Genomic DNA, 18,165 nt, shown 5'->3' with positions numbered 1-18,165 from the left:
CATACTGAAGCAGGAGTTTTTACTGCACCGATGTAGGACATTTGCGGAGCTGAAGATACTTGTTAGAGAATCGATAGCAATATACAACGATATGAGACCGCATCTGAGTTTAAATATGGCAACGCCCAATCAGGTGCACAATAGAAAAGGCCAGCTACTGGAGCTGGCCTAAAAACTGTCAACCTATCTTAGGACGGGACAAGTAGAATAACTACACGTCATGTCTCATTTTGTGAGCATAGGTGTACCGGAGCGAATACATTTTCATCTCGAAACGTTAACTCGCTCTGGTTAATTTACAACTTACTCCTAAATTTAGTGCAATAAAAAGGCCTGCAATGCAGGCCTTTACAAGTATCAATGCTGCTTAAGCAAGTAATAGCTTGTTCAGTGTCTCGCTTGGGCGCATGGCTTTTTCAGCTTTTGCGGCGTCTAAACGATAGTAACCGCCTAAATCCACTGGTGCACCTTGCGCATTGTTGAGTTCAGCCACAATCACTTGCTCATTGGCGCTTAAAGCGTGCGCTAATGGAATAAAGTGAGCTTGTAACTGCTCGTCTTTGGTTTGAGCGGCTAATGCTTGTGCCCAGTACATCGCCAGATAGAAATGGCTACCACGGTTATCTAGCTCTCCAACGCGTCTTGATGGCGACTTGTTGCTATCTAAGAACTGACCAATGGCTTGATCTAAGGTATCCGCCAGTACTTGCGCTTTAGGGTTACCCACAGTTTGGCTTAAATGCTCTAAAGAAGCCGCTAATGCCAGGAATTCACCTAGAGAGTCCCAACGTAAGTGACCTTCTTTTTCAACCTGTTGTACGTGTTTAGGCGCACTACCGCCCGCCCCCGTTTCAAACAGGCCGCCACCATTCATTAATGGCACGATAGATAGCATCTTAGCACTGGTACCCAGTTCGAGGATTGGGAACAAGTCAGTCAGGTAGTCACGCAGTACGTTACCAGTAACAGAAATAGTATCTTTACCTTCTTTGATGCGCGCTAAAGAGAAACGTGTTGCTTCTTCTGGTGACATGATGCTGATGTCTAAACCGCTGGTGTCATGCTCAGGCAGATATTGCTTCACTTTAACAATCAATTGCGCATCGTGGGCACGATTTGCATCTAACCAGAATACCGCAGGAGTATTGCTTAAACGTGCACGGCGTACGGCCAATTTCACCCAGTCGCGAATCGGCGCATCTTTAACTTGGCACATTCTCCAAATATCGCCCGCTTCGACGTTGTGGCTCATTAACACTTTGCCACTGGCATCAATCACGTTAACGACGCCATCAGCTTGGATTTCGAAGGTTTTATCGTGGCTGCCGTATTCTTCGGCTTTTTGCGCCATCAGGCCCACGTTTGGCACACTGCCCATAGTGCTTGGATCGAATGCACCGTGTTCTTTACAGAAAGCGATAGTTTCTTGATACACACCTGCGTAGCAACGGTCTGGGATCAACGCTTTAGTGTCGTGCAACTTGCCATCTGGACCCCACATTTGGCCTGATGAACGAATGGCAGCTGGCATAGAAGCATCGATAATGATGTCGCTTGGTACGTGTAAGTTGGTGATGCCTTTATCAGAATCTACCATCGCCAGCGCTGGGCGCTCAGCATAAACGGCGGCGATATCCGCTTCAATCTGTGCACGGACATCGGCGGGTAAACCAGCGATTTTGGCGTATACATCGCCAAAGCCGTTGTTCACATCAACGCCTAGCTCAGCAAATAATGACGCATGTTTATCAAACACGGGTTTGAAGAACACTTTCACTGCGTGGCCGAACATGATGGGATCAGACACTTTCATCATGGTGGCTTTAAGGTGCAGTGATAACAACACGTTTTCGGCCTTGGCATTGGCGATTTCACGCTCGAAGAAGCTCACTAAGGCTTTTTTGCTCATCACTGACGCGTCGATGATCTCACCAGCTAGCAGTTTCAGGCCAGATTTCAATACCACTTCTTGACCGTCTTTTTGCGACAGTACGATGTTAACTGTGTCTGCGTTAGCCAGAGTCACTGACTGCTCGCTACCGTAGAAGTCACCTTCGCTCATGTGAGCAACATGTGATTGAGACTCTTTGGTCCACTTACCCATTGAGTGTGGGTTTTTCTTCGCGAAGTTTTTCACAGACAGCGGCGCGCGGCGATCAGAGTTACCTTCACGCAGTACAGGGTTTACCGCACTGCCTTTGATCTTGTCGTAACGGGCTTTGATAGACTTTTCTTCGTCAGTCTTTGGCTCGTCAGGATAATTTGGAATGTCGTAACCTTTCTGTTGCAGCTCTAAAATACAGGCTTTTAACTGCGGAATTGAGGCACTGATGTTTGGCAGTTTGATTATGTTTGCTTCAGGTTGATTGGCTAATTCGCCCAGCTCAGCTAAGTGATCGCCAATTTTTTGCGCGTCAGTCAGTTTTTCAGGGAAATTTGCAATCACACGGCCCGATAAAGAAATATCACGGGTTTCAACCGCAACACCCGCCGCATCGGTAAAGGTTTTGATGATAGGTAACAGAGAAAGCGTTGCTAGCGCTGGTGCTTCATCGGTTTCGGTATAAATAATTGTTGGTGAGTTATCTTTCATGTTACATCCTACATTATTGTAAAATTTAATATTTTTATAATAATTTTATATCATGACGAACAAACATTGGCACGGCGGAATTCTCTATCGAGGCAATCGTGAACGCCTCTGCTACCTCAAAACCCGCGACAACATCCTCTTTGCGTTCGCCAACGTGGGTAAATCGACTCATTAATACCTAACAAACATTTAGGCGTAGATCACATTTTCAGGCCGACATCATAGAGCATTCGCAGTAATATTCAAATTCCACTAACGGCGAATGCCAAGTACACTGTGTACAGATTATTGATACACGTCCTCAAACTTTTAAGTTCGGTCGTCAGCTTACAGTGACTATTAGCCACAGCATGAACAAAAACAGCACGCCAGCAACCGCATCCAGCCCACGCGCCAGCGGCAAACGCCCCGCTACAGGGCGCGCCAATCCGGCGGATAACCGCAATAGCGCCAAGAAACCCCGTACCTTCGCCAAAAATGCCAAGCCAAGTTTACAGCAAGTGCCAAACGCCAAGCGAAACAATGCTGAGCGTAGCGGCGCCAAGCCTCGTCCGCAGCAGCGCTCTTCGGCTGCACGCACAAAACCCCAAGGCGAGCCGATGATCGTCTTATTTAATAAGCCGTTCGATGTCCTATGCCAATTTACCGATGAGCAAGGCCGCAAGACCTTAAAGGATTACATCCCTATTCCGGGTGTGTATGCCGCAGGGCGATTGGATCGCGACAGTGAAGGCTTATTACTCCTCACCAACGACGGTCAACTTCAGGCCAAACTGACTGAACCGAAAAAGAAAACCTTTAAAACCTATTGGGTGCAAGTCGAGGGGGAACCTACGGAAGCAGATTTAGCGAAACTGCGCCAAGGGGTTGAATTAAAAGATGGTATGACACTCCCCGCTAAAGTCAGCATCATGGCGACGCCGAATGTTTGGCCGCGTAATCCGCCGATCCGTGAGCGAAAAAACATCCCTACCACTTGGCTGGAAATTCAAATCCACGAAGGACGCAATCGCCAAGTACGGCGGATGACGGCCCATATTGGTTTTCCGACCTTAAGACTTATTCGCTATAAAATAGGCCAATGGAGTCTAGATGATTTAGCGACAGGTGAGCATAAATGCATACTGGTGGCTCAAAAGACCGAATAGTCTTACGCCAACAAGCAATCTAATATCCCTAATCTAACTGCGCAAAGGTAATCACTGTGACAGTAAAAGCAAGATATAAACCCAATGTAACAGTTGCTTGTATTATCCATGCCCCTACCGAGGATAAGTATCTATTAGTGGAAGAGTGGATTGATGGTGAGCAGCGTTTTAATCAACCAGCAGGACATTTGGAAGCGAATGAAAGTCTTATCCAAGCCTGTGAGCGCGAAGTCTTTGAGGAAACAGGCCTCCAGCTCAAGCCACAGGGATTGGTCGGGATTTATCAATTTAGCGCCAATCAGGACCTCGCTTTTGTGCGTTTTACCTTTTTGGTGCAAGTCGATACGCTACTCACACCTAAGCCACAGGATGCGGATATTTATGCCGCCCATTGGTTGAGCTTTGAGCAGATCGCAGCTAAAGCTCATCAACTGCGCAGTCCATTAGTGCTCGATTGCCTCAACGATTACCGCAAACAGTTGCAACAAGGGCAAATTCATTCGCTCGAATTACTCAATAGTCAGCGTCTGTAGGGATGTCAAAGATAGCCCCAAGCAACAAGGCGTGATAGAATACGCCCCCGCGTAAATGCGCGATTCGATAAGGCATTTAACTGCGCTTTTGGGTTAAAAATTTGGGGTATTTTAGCATCATGCATCTTGTGCTTAATGATGTTGGGCTGATGTATCTCAGATGCTAAACGGATCACCAATAAGCCTGCCCTAACTACGCAGCTAATATAAACGCAGATTTAAAAGTGAGTCATGCACTAATGACAACGGTTCAAGCCACGACTCGCTAACACATATACTCAATGGTTTTAGGATCTATGACATCAATCGAACCCACTCATACAGGTAAAAAAGTCATTGTCGGCATGTCCGGCGGTGTTGATTCATCCGTTTCAGCCTATTTGCTTATGCAGCAAGGCTATCAGGTTGAAGGCCTTTTCATGAAGAACTGGGAAGAAGATGACAACGACGAGTATTGCGCGGCCGCCGAAGATTTAAAAGATGCTCAAGCCGTTTGCGATAAGCTTGGGATCAAACTCCACACGGTCAACTTTGCTGCCGAATATTGGGACAATGTATTTGAGTATTTTCTTGCCGAATACAAAGCAGGTCGTACCCCCAATCCCGATATCATGTGCAACAAAGAAATCAAATTTAAGGCCTTTTTAGAGTTTGCCGACGATATTCTCGATGCCGACTACATTGCCATGGGTCACTATGTGCGCCGCCGCGACAATGCCGATGGCACAACGCAAATGCTGCGCGGGGTCGACAATAATAAAGATCAAAGCTACTTCCTATACACCTTAAGCCATGAACAAGTGGCACGCAGCCTGTTTCCGGTGGGTGAACTCGAAAAACACGAAGTGCGAGAGATCGCCAAACAGATGGGATTAATTACCCATGATAAGAAAGACAGCACTGGCATTTGCTTTATCGGTGAACGTAAATTCACTGAATTCTTAGGTAATTACTTACCCGCACAGCCTGGCAACATCGAAACCGCCGAAGGCGAAGTCATTGGCAAGCACCAAGGTTTGATGTACCACACCTTAGGCCAACGTAAAGGTCTGGGGATTGGTGGCATGAAAAATAGCAATGATGACCCATGGTACGTGGTGGATAAAGATCTCAAACGTAACGTGCTTGTTGTTGGCCAAGGTGGTCACCATCCGCGCTTGATGTCCAATGGCATGTTTGTCAATCAACTACACTGGGTCGACCGCAAAGGTCCCGCCGATGGCAGCCAAATTGTGGTTAAAACCCGTTACCGCCAGCAGGATATCCCTTGCACCCTCACCTATCTTGATGACAATACCCTCAAAGTGGTGTTTGACGAGCCCGTTGCCGCCGTGACGCCTGGCCAATCAGCGGTATTTTACGATGGCGAAGTGTGCCTCGGTGGCGGAATTATCGATCAACTGATCAGAGGATAAACCGTGAACGAACAGCTCCATGATCGTACTATGGCCTTTGCAGGAATACTGCAGGCCATTGCACAAGTTCAGTATTTAGCCCGTCATGGTGAAAGCGACACCGATGAGCTAGCTGCCAGTTTACACACCATTTTAGTGACTAATCCCGAAACCCCCGCCGATGTCTACCAAGATAAGGCTGGCCTGCACAAAGGCTACCAATTGGTGTTAAATCAACTGGGGGATAGCAGTCAAAAAGATGTGGAAATAACTCGCTATCTGGTGGGAATTTTAGCCCTTGAACGTAAATTAACCCGTTCAAACACCGGGTTAGCGATGCTTGCCGAACGCATCAATCAAGTGAATCGTCAGCTACATCATTTTGCGATCACCGACGAACAAGTCATTGCCAATCTGGCCAGTATTTATAGCGACATTATCAGTAATCTTGGACCTAAGATTCAGATCTCAGGCAATCCAGTGTGTCTGCAACGTCCAATAGTACAACAAAAAATCCGCGCCTTGCTGCTTGCAGCCATGCGCAGCGCAGTGTTATGGCGACAACTAGGCGGCAAACGTCGACACTTAGTCTTTGCCCGTAAAGCCATCTTAGACACAGCTAAGAAAAGTCTTACCCTATAATAAAATAAGTTTTCATCAAGGAGCTTCACATGGATCTTTCCGCACTAACTGCTATCTCTCCGGTAGACGGCCGTTACGGTAGTAAAACAGCGTCATTGCGAGGGATTTTCAGCGAGTTCGGTCTTACTAAGTACCGTGTTCAAGTTGAAATCAACTGGTTAAAGTTACTCGCTGATTGCCCAGAAATCACCGAAGTGCCACCATTAAGCGAGTCAGCGATCGCGCTTCTCGATGCCATTAAAGACAATTTCAGTGAGCAAGATGCGCTTCGCGTGAAAGCCATTGAAAGCACCACCAACCACGACGTGAAAGCAGTTGAATACTTTATCAAAGAAAAAATCGCAGACAACGCTGAACTCGCCGCTGTCGGTGAATTTGTTCACTTCGCCTGTACTTCTGAAGATATCAACAACTTAAGCCATGGCTTAATGTTAACTGAAGCCCGCGAGCAAGTGGTACTGCCTTATTGCAATGAACTGCTCAGCGCCATCAAAAAACTGGCCGTTGAATACCGCTCAGTACCTTTGATGTCACGTACCCACGGTCAGCCAGCCTCGCCTTCAACCTTAGGCAAGGAAATGGCTAACGTAGCCGTGCGTTTAGAGCGCCAAATCAAGCAAATCGCGGCCGTTGAAATCATGGGGAAAATTAACGGCGCCGTAGGTAACTACAACGCGCACATATCTGCATACCCAGAAGTGAACTGGCATGCACTGTCTGAACGTTTTGTGACGAGCTTAGGCCTGCACTGGAACGCATACACCACTCAAATCGAACCGCATGATTACATTGCTGAGCTCTTTGATGCGATTGCGCGTTTCAACACTATTCTGCTCGATTTCGACCGTGACGTTTGGGGTTATATTGCCTTAGGTCACTTCAAGCAACGTACCATTGCCGGTGAAATTGGCTCATCAACCATGCCACACAAGGTCAACCCTATCGACTTTGAAAACTCAGAGGGTAACTTAGGTATTGCCAATGCGTTGATGCAACATTTAGCCGCAAAACTGCCCGTTTCAAGATGGCAACGTGACTTAACCGATTCCACCGTACTGCGTAACTTAGGTGTGGGTATCGCCCACTCGCTGATCGCCTACCAAGCGACCTTAAAAGGCATCAGCAAGTTACAAGTGAATGAAGAGCATTTACGTGCCGAGCTAGATCAAAACTGGGAAGTATTGGCTGAGCCAGTACAAACCGTGATGCGTCGCTATGGCATTGAAAAGCCATACGAGAAGTTAAAAGAATTGACACGCGGTAAACGCATCGACGCTAAACAACTTGCCGAATTTATCGACGGTTTAGCCCTGCCAGAAGACGTGAAGGCTGAGCTGAAGAAGATGACGCCAGCCAACTATATTGGCCGTGCAGAAGCATTCGTTGACGAACTTAACTAAAGTTCAGTTTACGGCTAACGCTTCGTTTAACGCTAAGCTGACATGCTTAGCTTATTATCTAGCCTAAATAAGGATTGAGGCGGTTACATTGTTAAGGATGTAGTCGCCTTTTTTGACACTATGTATAAACTCAATCTCGATATTGCCCAGTTCCTCAAGGATTACTGGCAACAAAAACCTGTGGTCATCAAAGGCGCTTTTCCTCACTTTGAAGATCCAATCAGTGCCGATGAGCTGGCCGGCCTTGCCTGCGAAGAAGAAATCACTTCGCGCATCGTCGTGACCCAAAAAGATAACTGGGAAGTGATCCAAGGCCCCTTTGAGGATTACGACAATTACGGTGAAACCCACTGGCAATTATTGGTGCAAGCGGTTAACCATTGGTATCCCGACTCACAACCCCTCGTTGAGGCCTTTCGTTTTCTCCCCGATTGGCGATTCGATGATTTGATGGTGTCATTTGCCACTCCAAGTGGCGGTGTCGGTCCCCATATCGACAACTACGATGTGTTTATTATTCAAGGCGAAGGTCAGCGCCGCTGGACCGTAGGTGACAACACCCCACAACAACGTCGTGGCGGTAATCCTAATTCACCTCTGGTTGAAGACTTTGACCCCATCATTGATATGGTGTTAGAGAAAGGCGATATGCTTTATATTCCGCCAGGATTCCCACACTGCGGTGAAACCTTAACCTTAGCCTTGAGCTATTCAATTGGTTACCGCGCACCCAGTCAGCAAGAATTAGTCAGCGAAGTGGCCGACTATTTACTCGACAAAAATTTGGGTCAACAGCGTTTTACCTCCGCATCCGAGCCAGCAAATCCGGGCATTATTAGCCAAGATCATCAACTCGGCATTATGTCGCTGTTAAGCCAGCTTGCCCAAGATCCTGCGAGTTATCAGGTTGTGCTAGGTAAACTGCTAAGCCAAAACCGATTCGAATTAGATATTTGTGAAGGCGAAGAAGCCTATAGCATCGACGATCTGCAAGATGCCTTTGAACAAGGCGCTGGTGTAAATCGCATTGGCGGTTTAAAAGTACTACGTTTAGAGAATGATGCTCACTCGCGCTTATTCATTAATGGCGAAATCTATGATCTGCCCAATACACCCGAAGCAGTGCTTGTACAGTTAAGCGATCATGTCAGCTTTGATAGCGAAACGGCTTTGGCGTTATGCGAACATGATGAAGTACAACAGCTGTTGCTGGAACTGATTAATCAAGGTTTATACTATTTAAGTGATGAAGAAGCGTAATCCTTTAATATGGAACGAAACCGTCGGTATGCTCAACGTAGAACACAACGCTTGAGACAGACTTAAACAACAAAGGCACTCAATCGAGTGCCTTTGGTTTTATGACTTAACACAAGGAAATCTAGCTATTCCACAGTTTTTCATCATTGTGCATACGATATAAACTCTCTGCACGGGAGACTAATAACTGGGCAAATTTTGCCTGGGTTGCATCACGTCTGGTTGCGCCTGAACGGATCAAATTTTCAGCCTGCATTTGCCACATCATCGAGAAATGACGAACCGCATCACGCGCCGTTTTAGCCACTTTGACATCCACAAAATCCGATGGTAAATCGCCTGACATCACCCAATAGGTTTTGGTCGTAGGACGTTTGGATTCCATCTTCCAAATCGCTAAATAAGGTGCAAGATAACGGCTCTCATCGGCTAAAACCTTGCTGGGGATAACCCCTTTTTCCGCTAAAAAACGGTTCGCTTTTTGGAATTGTGTTCTGACCCACTCTTGGCGCAATTTCTCCATTTCTTCAGGAGAGATTGTTGGTTGAGCTTGATCGACAGCTTGTTCAGTCATACTTCCGTCCTATCTTATTGTTATAGCGCGGCTCTCATTCTCGGGACAGCACGCGAATCATACTAATGTCAGAGAATATCATCAGTTAAAACTGGTTTCGCATCTCTAAGCTTACGTTTACGTAAAGTGGAAAGCTAGATTGCCACAAATAATCTATTTATTCGGTCATTATGCATGGTTGAGAGTATCGCTAAATGCTATGGTTCTGCAATAAATATAACGAGCTGTCGATGGGAAGTCGTTCCATCGACGTTTTATTGTGTATAGCGGAGAACTTCACGTGGCTGTATTTAATCATGTATCCTTTGATGAACATGAACAGGTCGTATTCTGTCATGATAAAGAAAGTGGCTTAAAAGCCATTGTTGCCATCCATAACACCAACTTAGGTCCAGCTGTGGGTGGATGCCGGATGTGGAATTATCAATCCGATGATGAAGCCCTGACAGACGTATTACGCCTCTCCCGTGGTATGACTTACAAAAATGCCCTCGCCGGTTTAACCATGGGCGGTGGTAAGTCAGTGATTATTGCCGATCCTAAGCGTCCTGATCGCGAAGCCCTTTTCCGTGCCTTTGGCCGTTTTATCAATAGCCTCGGTGGACGTTACTATTCTGCTGAAGACGTGGGCACCACGACCGCTGATATCATGATTGCCCATCAAGAAACACCTTACATGGCAGGCCTTGAAGGCAAGAGTGGCGATCCATCGCCATTTACAGCATTAGGCACCTATTTAGGGATCAAGGCTGCAGTTAAACATAAACTCGATTTAGACAGCTTAAAAGGCCTTAAGATCGCCGTTCAAGGTGTTGGCCATGTCGGTTACTACCTGTGTAAACATTTGCATGAAGAAGGTGCACAGCTGATTGTTACCGATATTCACCAAGCATCACTGGATAAAGTGGCTACCGACTTTGGCGCCATCGTTGTTGCTCCACAGGATATCTATGCCCAAGACGTGGATGTCTATGCGCCATGTGCACTAGGTGCAACTCTAAACGATGTCACTCTACCACAACTCAAAGCTAAGATTGTTGCGGGTTGCGCCAACAACCAATTAGCCGAAGTCCGCCATGGCGAGCAGTTAAAAGAAATGGGCATTCTGTACGCGCCAGATTATGTGATTAACGCTGGCGGCATTATCAACGTGTCATTTGAAAAAGATTATGACGCAGCAAAATCAGAAGCTAAGGTCAGAGAAATCTACAACACGCTGCTGAAGATTTTTGCTAAGGCCGATGCTGAAAACCGCACGACAGGTGCAGTAGCTGACGAAATGGCCCGTGCCATTTACCAAGCGGCCAAAGCCTAATAATGCAGTAGGCGGACAACGAGTCGTTGTCCGCCTCAACCACTTCCCTCGCTCCACTTATCTATCTAAAAAATAAATTCCTCTCAATACCAATCAGATACCAAAACGCCACGTAAAATTCACTTTTCTGTAGTGGAAAACCCTATATGTCTCTGCTTGAATTAACTACTCGTCAGTCACGGAGAAGGTGCCACTATGGTCAGTTTCAAATATGAGCTGGGGAAAGATTCACTTGAATTACAAGCAAGTGATTGGTCGGGTTTGGAGAGAGTCTATATCAATGGCCAAATGGTTTCGCGCAAACTCAATTTTAGCCATCAAAGTGAACATTTGATCAAATTGAAAGATGGTGGGCAATGCCTATGTAAGTTGTTTATTGACCCCTTCACAAATGAGTTAACTTGCCGTATTTATAAGCGTAATCAGCTAATCACTAGTCTGAAACAGGGAAAAAATAGCTTAATGCAGCGACAACGATTACTGCAACAAGGGTTATTACTGGGGTCAAGTTTAGTATTACTTTTTATGCTACTTCCACTGTAAATAACCGAAAGAAGCACAATAAAACTTACGGATTAGATGACAGTTTATTTATTTTATTCAAAAGCTTAATAAAATAACTTCGTTCATCTTCAGTAAGATTAGCAAGAAACTTTTCATTGACGCGCTCGGCCTCACGGATCAAATCCTGCTCCAGCGCCTTGGCCTCATCGGTGAGAAAAATCTGGAAAGCTCGGCGATTATCGAGTTCTTGATGGCGGGTGATGAGGCCTTGCACCTGCAACTGATCGAGCAAACGGGTCATGGTATAGTTCGCTACATCACAACGTTTGGACAACTCGGTCTGAGTAATCCCCTCCTCCTGCCAAAGCGCGAATAATACTGGCCACAACTTAATGTCGAGCTGATAGCGTTTCAACTGCAAATCGAGTTCATTTTGCAGCTCAATATTTAAGTGCGAAACAAGATAGCCTAAGCTTTCATAACGGTTCAAACAGCACCTCCGAAAACAACATTTAGACCCATCGACACAAACCTAAACCCGAGTAGGATTGGCTAAGGTTAGTTTTAATACTATCACTTAACCCATAATAAACTAGTCAGCCTCCCCAAGTTATTACAATCAAAATCTTTAAGCACTGAGGCCACCTTCATCGGTTAAATTGAATTCATTCACAAAATTGTAGTAACAGGCACGGCTCAATTTTCCCCATAGGCCACGCTCTAGCGGCAGATAAATCCCAAAGTCGGTGAGCTTTAAACGATTGAGTGTAGCCAGAGAATGCTCGGTGCCAATACTACTGTGCAGCGTTAAACCCGATGCTGTCTCATCCTTCATATAATCCACAATCACCAGTGGCGCATCATCCACCTCGACTCGCACCTTTTCGACTGGTGTGATCAAAAAATATTCGCCATCGATGCCATGTAAAATACTGGCAAACAGCTTAGCAAACTTCGTCGGTAATGGGCTGTCCTGATATATCCAGTCACCGGAGAGTTGGATACGAAATAACGCGACTTCACTACACAGCGCCGTTGGGTGTGTGGTGACGTCATACGGCGTTGGCTTGCTGGTGAATGCCTGTAGCGTATCGATAACATTGTCCGTGTGTTTTTCCATAGCGTCCCCTCAATAAAAAAACCAGCCTGACGACTGGTTTAGTGTGGCATTGCCTTAGAGATTATCCAATCCCTAATTAAAAATTGGTTAAGCCTTAACGAGCTCCAATAAAGCCTCTAATGGATGTTTTGGCTTGTAACCGGCGAAACGTTTCACTTGGCTGCGACAAGAGTAGCCAGAGACTAACACCTGCGACGCGTCTATCTTGCTTAAAGTGTCTTTCCACGACATATCAAACAAGGTCTTAGAACGCTCAAGATTCTCAGCCTCATGGCCGTAGGTACCCGCCATGCCGCAGCAGCCCAAATTCACCGCCGTCAATTTAGCGCCAAAGTGAGTGAAGATTTTGCTCCACTCATTGGCGGTATTAGGCTTCGCCGTAGACTCAGTACAATGGCTAAACCAAGTAAATTGTTTATCTTGCATGGCCTTAGTAGGAATATCCTGCAGTATGCCAAGCAGCCATTCGTTAGCCAGTTTAACCTCAAACGCGCCGCGGTTAGCCCCTAAAATTTCTTTATATTCATCGCGATAACAGAGCACTAAGGCGGGATCGATCCCAACCATCGGCATACCTAACTTATGCACTTGATTTAAGAAATCCGCACTCGACTGCGCCGTTTTAGCAAATTTACCCAAGAAGCCCTTGATATGCGTCGGTTTACCGTTGGGCTTAAATGGCAGTAGAACGGGTTTTAATCCTAAGGTTTCAATCAATTGGATAAAGCGATACACCAAGCCCGCATCGTAGAAACTGTTGAAGGGGTCTTGTACAACTAATACAAATTTTGCCCTCTCATCGGCGGGGATGGCCTGCAATGCCGCCAGATCATAGCCGCGGCTCGCATGGCCATCGAGTCGTTGTTTTAAGGTTGGCACCGACAGCGCTGGCGCATCCACATAGCCAATAGCCTTTTTGATGACCCATTGACTGAGTGGGTTTTGCGAGGCGAAATTGGTCAGCCTTGGCGCAGCAGCCATCAGAGGTAAGCTGTCTTCTATGCCCGCAACCAGGTAATCCTTGGCCGGACGCAGATAACGTTGATAGTAAATATTAAAGAATTGCGCCCTAAACTTAGGTACATCCACTTTCACCGGACATTGGCTCGAGCAAGCCTTACACGCAAGACAGCCCTTCAGCGATTCCATCACTTCGTGGGAATAATCGTAATCGCGCTTCGCATTGATGGTATTTTGCATCCGCTGCAAAATGCCTAAGGGTTTGGCTTTCGCCAGCGCGTTCACATCCACCCCTTCCGACTCAAGCAAACGCAGCCACTCACGCATCAGACCCGCACGGCCTTTGGGGGATTGCACCCTATCGCCAGTCACCTTAAATGACGGACACATGGGCGAGTAGCTACTGTAATTAAAACACAGGCCATTGCCGTTACAATTCATCACATCGGGATAGGCATCGCGTACTTCGACGGGAATTTGTCTGTCAAACTTGCCGCGCTTGGTACTATCCACATCAAATGCCAAGCTGCCGACTTGCTTGGGCGCCACTAACTTGCCGGGATTAAGCCTGTTATCAGGGTCAAATAGACCTTTAATATCTTGCAGCACACCATAAAGTTCATCGCCAAATACCGATGGGCCGTATTCGCCACGCACGCCCTTACCATGCTCGCCCCACATCAGGCCGCCGTATTTGAGCGTCAGTGCTGCAACTTGATCAGAAATCACCCTCAACAGTTTTTCATCTTCGACATCGCACATATCCAGCGCAGGCCTTACGTGTAATACGCCTGCATCCACATGGCCAAACATACCGTATTGCAAATTGTGACTATCGAGTAGCGCACGAAACTCCATAATATAATCGGCAAGTTTTTCAGGCGGCACAGCAGTATCTTCGGCAAATGCAATGGGTTTGCGACGTCCCTTGGTAGCACCGAGCAATCCAACGGCCTTTTTACGCATGCCATAGATTTTCTCAATACTGGCCTTATCTTGAGTGACTTGATAACCCACAACACCACATTCACCGTGACCAATTTGCTCGGTCAATACAGCCTCAAGATTCGCAAGCTTTTGCTCAACTTCTGCCTTATCACCAGCAAACTCGACCATATTCAGGCCATCGATGACTTTACCCGGCACTTCTTGAATAAGGTCGGAAACCGAATGCCAAACAATGTCCTCGCGGGCAAGATTAAGCACTTTAGAGTCCACGGTTTCAACCACCGTAGCCCGCGCAGCCACTAAGGAAGGAGCATGACGCAGCGCAGACTGGAAGGAATCGTACTTAATGTTCACCATCGCCCGCTCACTCGGCAGTGGTGTAATGTTGAGTTTCGCTTCGGTGATAACCGCCAGCGTGCCTTCAGAGCCTGTTAAAATACGTGAAAGGTCGAACTGAGTTAAGCCTTCATTCCAGACATTCTTTAAGTCATATCCAGTTAAAAATCGATTGAGTTTAGGGAATTGCTTTTCAATCAGCGCTCGCTTCTCGCGGCATACCTTTGCAATTGCCGAAATCAGTTTTTGTCCAAGCGGATTTTCACTCACGTTATCGGGATTACATAACAGACCCGCATCGAGAGGACGAGTATCTAACACACTGCCATCTATCAATACACTGCGCAGTGCCAGTACATGGTCGGAAGTTTTACCATACACCAAAGAGCCTGCGCCCGAGGCGTCGGTGTTGATCATACCGCCAATAGTGGCGCGGTTTGAAGTTGAGAGATCGGGACTAAAGAAGAATCCATGGGGACGCAGCGCATCATTTAGCGCATCTTTAATGACCCCAGCTTCAACCCTAACCCAGCCCTGCTCAGGATTCACTTCCAACACACGATTCATATAACGAGACACATCAAGGATCAAACCGTGGGTCAGCGACTGCCCATTAGTGCCTGTTCCGCCACCTCTGGCACTAAAAGTCACACCCACAAACTCTGCTTTCGTAGCAAGTTTAAGCGCTATCTCGATATCCTTTTGATGTTTAGGATAAAGCACCGCCTGGGGCAAAAATTGATAGACGGAGTTATCTGTGGCTTGCACTAAGCGCGCGCTGTAGCGCTTATCAATATCACCTTCATAGGCACTTTGTTCTAAAGCATCAAGATAGGCCAGATAAACAGGTTCTAAGGTTTGTTGATGTGATAACAGAGGTAACATGGGCGGCTTCAGTCAATTATTGTTATGCGGCCCATTATAAACAAAAAAAAGCCGCTAAAAAGCGGCTTTTTTAACACCTTGATAAAATTACGGCCTAGATCAAGCGTGCGCTTCGGCTAAATATAACCAAGTATCAATTACTGTATCAGGGTTTAACGATACGGTATCGATGCCTTGTTCAACTAACCAAGCCGCGAAATCGGCGTGATCTGAAGGTCCTTGACCACAAATACCGATATAAGCACCCTTGGCCTTAGCCGCTTTAATGGCCATAGACAGCAGGATCTTCACCGCTTCGTTACGCTCATCAAACAAGTGGCTGATGATGCCTGAGTCACGGTCAAGACCGAGTGTTAACTGTGTTAAGTCATTTGAGCCGATAGAGAAACCATCGAAGTGCTCAAGGAACTGATCCGCTAACAGCGCATTTGATGGTACTTCACACATCATGATGACGCGTAGACCATCTTTACCACGCTCTAAGCCCTGCTCTTTCAGCAGTTCAATCACTTGCTCAGCTTCTTTCACGGTACGGACGAATGGGATCATGACTTCAACGTTCTTCAGACCCATTTCATTACGCACGCGCTTAATCGCTTCACATTCAAGTGCGAAACAATCGCGGAATGATTCAGAGATATAACGGCTCGCACCACGGAAGCCCAACATTGGGTTTTCTTCCTCTGGCTCGTAACGGTCACCACCGACTAAGTTAGCGTATTCGTTAGACTTAAAGTCTGACATACGTACGATCACTTTCTTCGGATAGAAAGCCGAACCAATAGATGCGATACCTTCGACTAAGCGAGCGATGTAGAACTCAACAGGAGAGTCGTAACCGGCGATCATCTCGTTGATTTCTTCCTGCAATGCAGCATCTTGTTGGTTGAATTCAAGCAACGCTTTCGGGTGAATACCGATCATACGGTTGATGATGAATTCTAAACGCGCTAGACCCACACCTTCGTTAGGTAAACGGGCAAAATCAAATGCACGATCTGGGTTACCCACGTTCATCATGATCTTCATCGGTAATGCTGGCAATGAGTCAACGCGGTTTGAAATCACTTCAAACTCTTGTTTACCTTCGTAGATGTAACCTGTGTCACCTTCGGCACAAGATACTGTCACTAACTGACCATTCTTGATACGGTCGGTCACGTCGCCACAACCGACTACCGCTGGTACACCTAATTCACGGGCAATAATCGCCGCGTGACAGGTACGGCCGCCACGGTTAGTCACGATGGCGCTGGCGCGCTTCATGATAGGTTCCCAATCTGGGTCAGTCATGTCGGTCACTAACACATCGCCAGGTTGGATTTGATCCATATCCGCAATAGAGGTTAATACCTTAGCCACACCAGAACCCACTTTATGACCGATAGCGCGACCTTCAGAGATCACTGCGCCACGGCTCTTTAAGTGGTAACGTTCAATTAATTGTACGTCTTCACGGCTACGAACCGTTTCTGGACGCGCTTGAACGATATAGAGTTTGCCATCGTTACCGTCTTTCGCCCACTCGATGTCCATTGGACGACCGTAGTGTTTTTCGATAACCATCGCTTGTTTAGCCAGTTCCATCACTTCGGCGTCGTTGATGGAGAATTGACGACGTTTTTCAGCAGCAACGTCTTCAATTTTCACTTGTTTGCCGTGAGCAGCATCATCGGAATACACCATCTGGATGAGCTTACTACCGATATTACGGCGAACAACGGCTTTATGACCTTGAGAAAGGATAGGTTTGTGGACATAGAATTCGTCAGGGTTTACCGCACCTTGAACAACCATTTCACCCAGACCGAAAGATGAAGTGATAAACACCACATCATTGTTGCCTGATTCAGTGTCCATGGTGAACATAACACCTGATGCCGCTTTGTCTGAACGAACCATGCGTTGTACGCCGGCAGACAGGGCAACACCGTGGTGCTCATAACCTTGGTGAACACGGTATGAAATTGCACGGTCGTTAAAGAGTGACGCAAACACGTGCTTAATCGCCACGAGTACAGAGTCAAATCCTTTCACGTTTAAGAAGGTTTCTTGCTGACCAGCAAAAGAAGCATCTGGCATATCTTCTGCGGTAGCAGAAGAACGTACTGCAAATGATGCATCGCTAGTTTCAGCGGCAAGTTTATCGTAAGCTTCACGAATGGCTTGCTCTAAAGCTGGTTGGAATGGGGTGTCAATCACCCATTGTCTGATCTGTGCACCTACTTTTGCCAGTGCATTGACATCATCTACATCCAGTGTGGCTAGAATGTCATAAATCTTCTGGTTTACTCCACTTTGTTCAAGGAACTCATTGAACGCATAAGAAGTAGTCGCAAATCCGCCAGGTACTTGAACACCGGCATTAGCTAGATTGCTGATCATCTCGCCAAGAGAAGCATTTTTACCGCCAACCAAGTTGACGTCACCCATGCCTAATTCCTGATACCAGAGTACGTATTGCTGCACAGTTCTATCTCCGCAAGTTTATTTCAGTGGCCCCTTCACACGAGGGCAGCGGCATTTTACACTCCCGCTGAAGAAGCGTAAATC

16 protein-coding genes are annotated in these 18,165 nt (G+C 46.7%); 10 read left to right on the top strand and 6 right to left on the bottom strand.

All coding sequences use genetic code 11. The features are described from left to right. Positions 1-172, top strand: a 172-nt coding sequence (locus M0413_RS17180) for an integrase core domain-containing protein (RefSeq protein WP_249555022.1), incomplete at its 5' end; no start/stop codon positions are given. A gap of 195 nt (positions 173-367) precedes the next feature. On the opposite strand, the gene M0413_RS17175 is transcribed toward M0413_RS17180, so the two are convergent. Continuing rightward, positions 368-2,593, bottom strand: coding sequence for an NADP-dependent isocitrate dehydrogenase (locus tag M0413_RS17175; RefSeq protein WP_249555020.1), 2,226 nt, complete (start codon positions 2,591-2,593; stop codon positions 368-370). Positions 2,594-2,645: 52 nt separating this feature from the next. Here M0413_RS17175 and M0413_RS22965 point away from each other — a divergent pair, with 52 nt between their 5' ends. The 7 genes from M0413_RS22965 (at position 2,646) to M0413_RS17145 (ending at position 8,970) form a co-directional block, all read left to right on the top strand. After that, positions 2,646-2,768: a hypothetical protein gene (locus M0413_RS22965; protein ID WP_283771973.1), complete on the top strand. Its 123-nt coding sequence runs from the start codon at positions 2,646-2,648 to the stop codon at positions 2,766-2,768. A gap of 175 nt (positions 2,769-2,943) precedes the next feature. Next, the gene (locus M0413_RS17170) at positions 2,944-3,741 is read left to right on the top strand and encodes an rRNA large subunit pseudouridine synthase E (protein ID WP_249555018.1); all 798 of its coding nucleotides are present in this window, start codon (positions 2,944-2,946) and stop codon (positions 3,739-3,741) included. Between the two features lie 56 nt (positions 3,742-3,797). Further along, positions 3,798-4,274, top strand: coding sequence for an NUDIX hydrolase (locus tag M0413_RS17165; protein WP_037426512.1), 477 nt, complete (start codon positions 3,798-3,800; stop codon positions 4,272-4,274). 296 nt (positions 4,275-4,570) lie between these two features. Then, entirely contained in the window at positions 4,571-5,689 is a 1,119-nt protein-coding gene (gene mnmA, locus M0413_RS17160; protein ID WP_172587300.1) for a tRNA 2-thiouridine(34) synthase MnmA, read from the top strand. A 3-nt stretch (positions 5,690-5,692) separates the two neighbouring features. Continuing rightward, a complete protein-coding gene (gene hflD, locus M0413_RS17155) occupies positions 5,693-6,310 on the top strand; it encodes a high frequency lysogenization protein HflD (RefSeq protein ID WP_037419340.1) in 618 nt (205 codons plus the stop codon). Between the two features lie 29 nt (positions 6,311-6,339). Beyond that, positions 6,340-7,710: an adenylosuccinate lyase gene (gene purB / locus M0413_RS17150; protein ID WP_037426522.1), complete on the top strand. Its 1,371-nt coding sequence runs from the start codon at positions 6,340-6,342 to the stop codon at positions 7,708-7,710. A gap of 120 nt (positions 7,711-7,830) precedes the next feature. After that, on the top strand, positions 7,831-8,970 hold the full coding sequence (locus M0413_RS17145; protein WP_144346688.1) for a ribosomal protein uL16 3-hydroxylase: 1,140 nt from the start codon (positions 7,831-7,833) through the stop codon (positions 8,968-8,970). A 121-nt stretch (positions 8,971-9,091) separates the two neighbouring features. On the opposite strand, the gene M0413_RS17140 is transcribed toward M0413_RS17145, so the two are convergent. Then, positions 9,092-9,544 (bottom strand): DUF4826 family protein, encoded by a 453-nt coding sequence (locus tag M0413_RS17140; protein ID WP_037419348.1) that lies wholly within the window; start codon positions 9,542-9,544, stop codon positions 9,092-9,094. 280 nt (positions 9,545-9,824) lie between these two features. Between M0413_RS17140 and M0413_RS17135 the strand changes: the two genes are divergently transcribed. Both M0413_RS17135 and M0413_RS17130 read left to right on the top strand, forming a co-directional pair. Further along, positions 9,825-10,859 carry a Glu/Leu/Phe/Val dehydrogenase dimerization domain-containing protein gene (locus M0413_RS17135; protein ID WP_037426528.1) on the top strand — a complete coding sequence of 345 codons (1,035 nt, stop codon included), beginning with the start codon at positions 9,825-9,827 and terminating at the stop codon, positions 10,857-10,859. 195 nt (positions 10,860-11,054) lie between these two features. After that, positions 11,055-11,402 (top strand): hypothetical protein, encoded by a 348-nt coding sequence (locus tag M0413_RS17130; protein WP_037419354.1) that lies wholly within the window; start codon positions 11,055-11,057, stop codon positions 11,400-11,402. A gap of 25 nt (positions 11,403-11,427) precedes the next feature. Here M0413_RS17130 and M0413_RS17125 read toward each other — a convergent pair whose 3' ends face one another. The 4 genes from M0413_RS17125 to ppsA all read right to left on the bottom strand — a co-directional run bounded on the left by M0413_RS17125 (position 11,428) and on the right by ppsA (position 18,081). Then, positions 11,428-11,853 (bottom strand): MarR family winged helix-turn-helix transcriptional regulator, encoded by a 426-nt coding sequence (locus M0413_RS17125; RefSeq protein WP_037419357.1) that lies wholly within the window; start codon positions 11,851-11,853, stop codon positions 11,428-11,430. 138 nt (positions 11,854-11,991) lie between these two features. Further along, a complete protein-coding gene (locus M0413_RS17120) occupies positions 11,992-12,483 on the bottom strand; it encodes a DUF1285 domain-containing protein (RefSeq protein ID WP_249555016.1) in 492 nt (163 codons plus the stop codon). Positions 12,484-12,570: 87 nt separating this feature from the next. Further along, positions 12,571-15,612: a D-2-hydroxyglutarate dehydrogenase YdiJ gene (gene ydiJ, locus M0413_RS17115; protein ID WP_249555014.1), complete on the bottom strand. Its 3,042-nt coding sequence runs from the start codon at positions 15,610-15,612 to the stop codon at positions 12,571-12,573. Positions 15,613-15,711: 99 nt separating this feature from the next. Next, on the bottom strand, positions 15,712-18,081 hold the full coding sequence (gene ppsA, locus M0413_RS17110) for a phosphoenolpyruvate synthase (protein ID WP_144376463.1): 2,370 nt from the start codon (positions 18,079-18,081) through the stop codon (positions 15,712-15,714). Between the last annotated feature and the right edge of the window lie 84 nt (positions 18,082-18,165).

It is taken from the genome of Shewanella sp. 8A, assembly GCF_023475945.1.
In the GTDB taxonomy this organism is placed as follows: domain Bacteria; phylum Pseudomonadota; class Gammaproteobacteria; order Enterobacterales; family Shewanellaceae; genus Shewanella; species Shewanella xiamenensis.
Note: the sequence above shows the minus strand (reverse complement) of the source record. Positions and strands in the feature narration are given on the sequence as shown.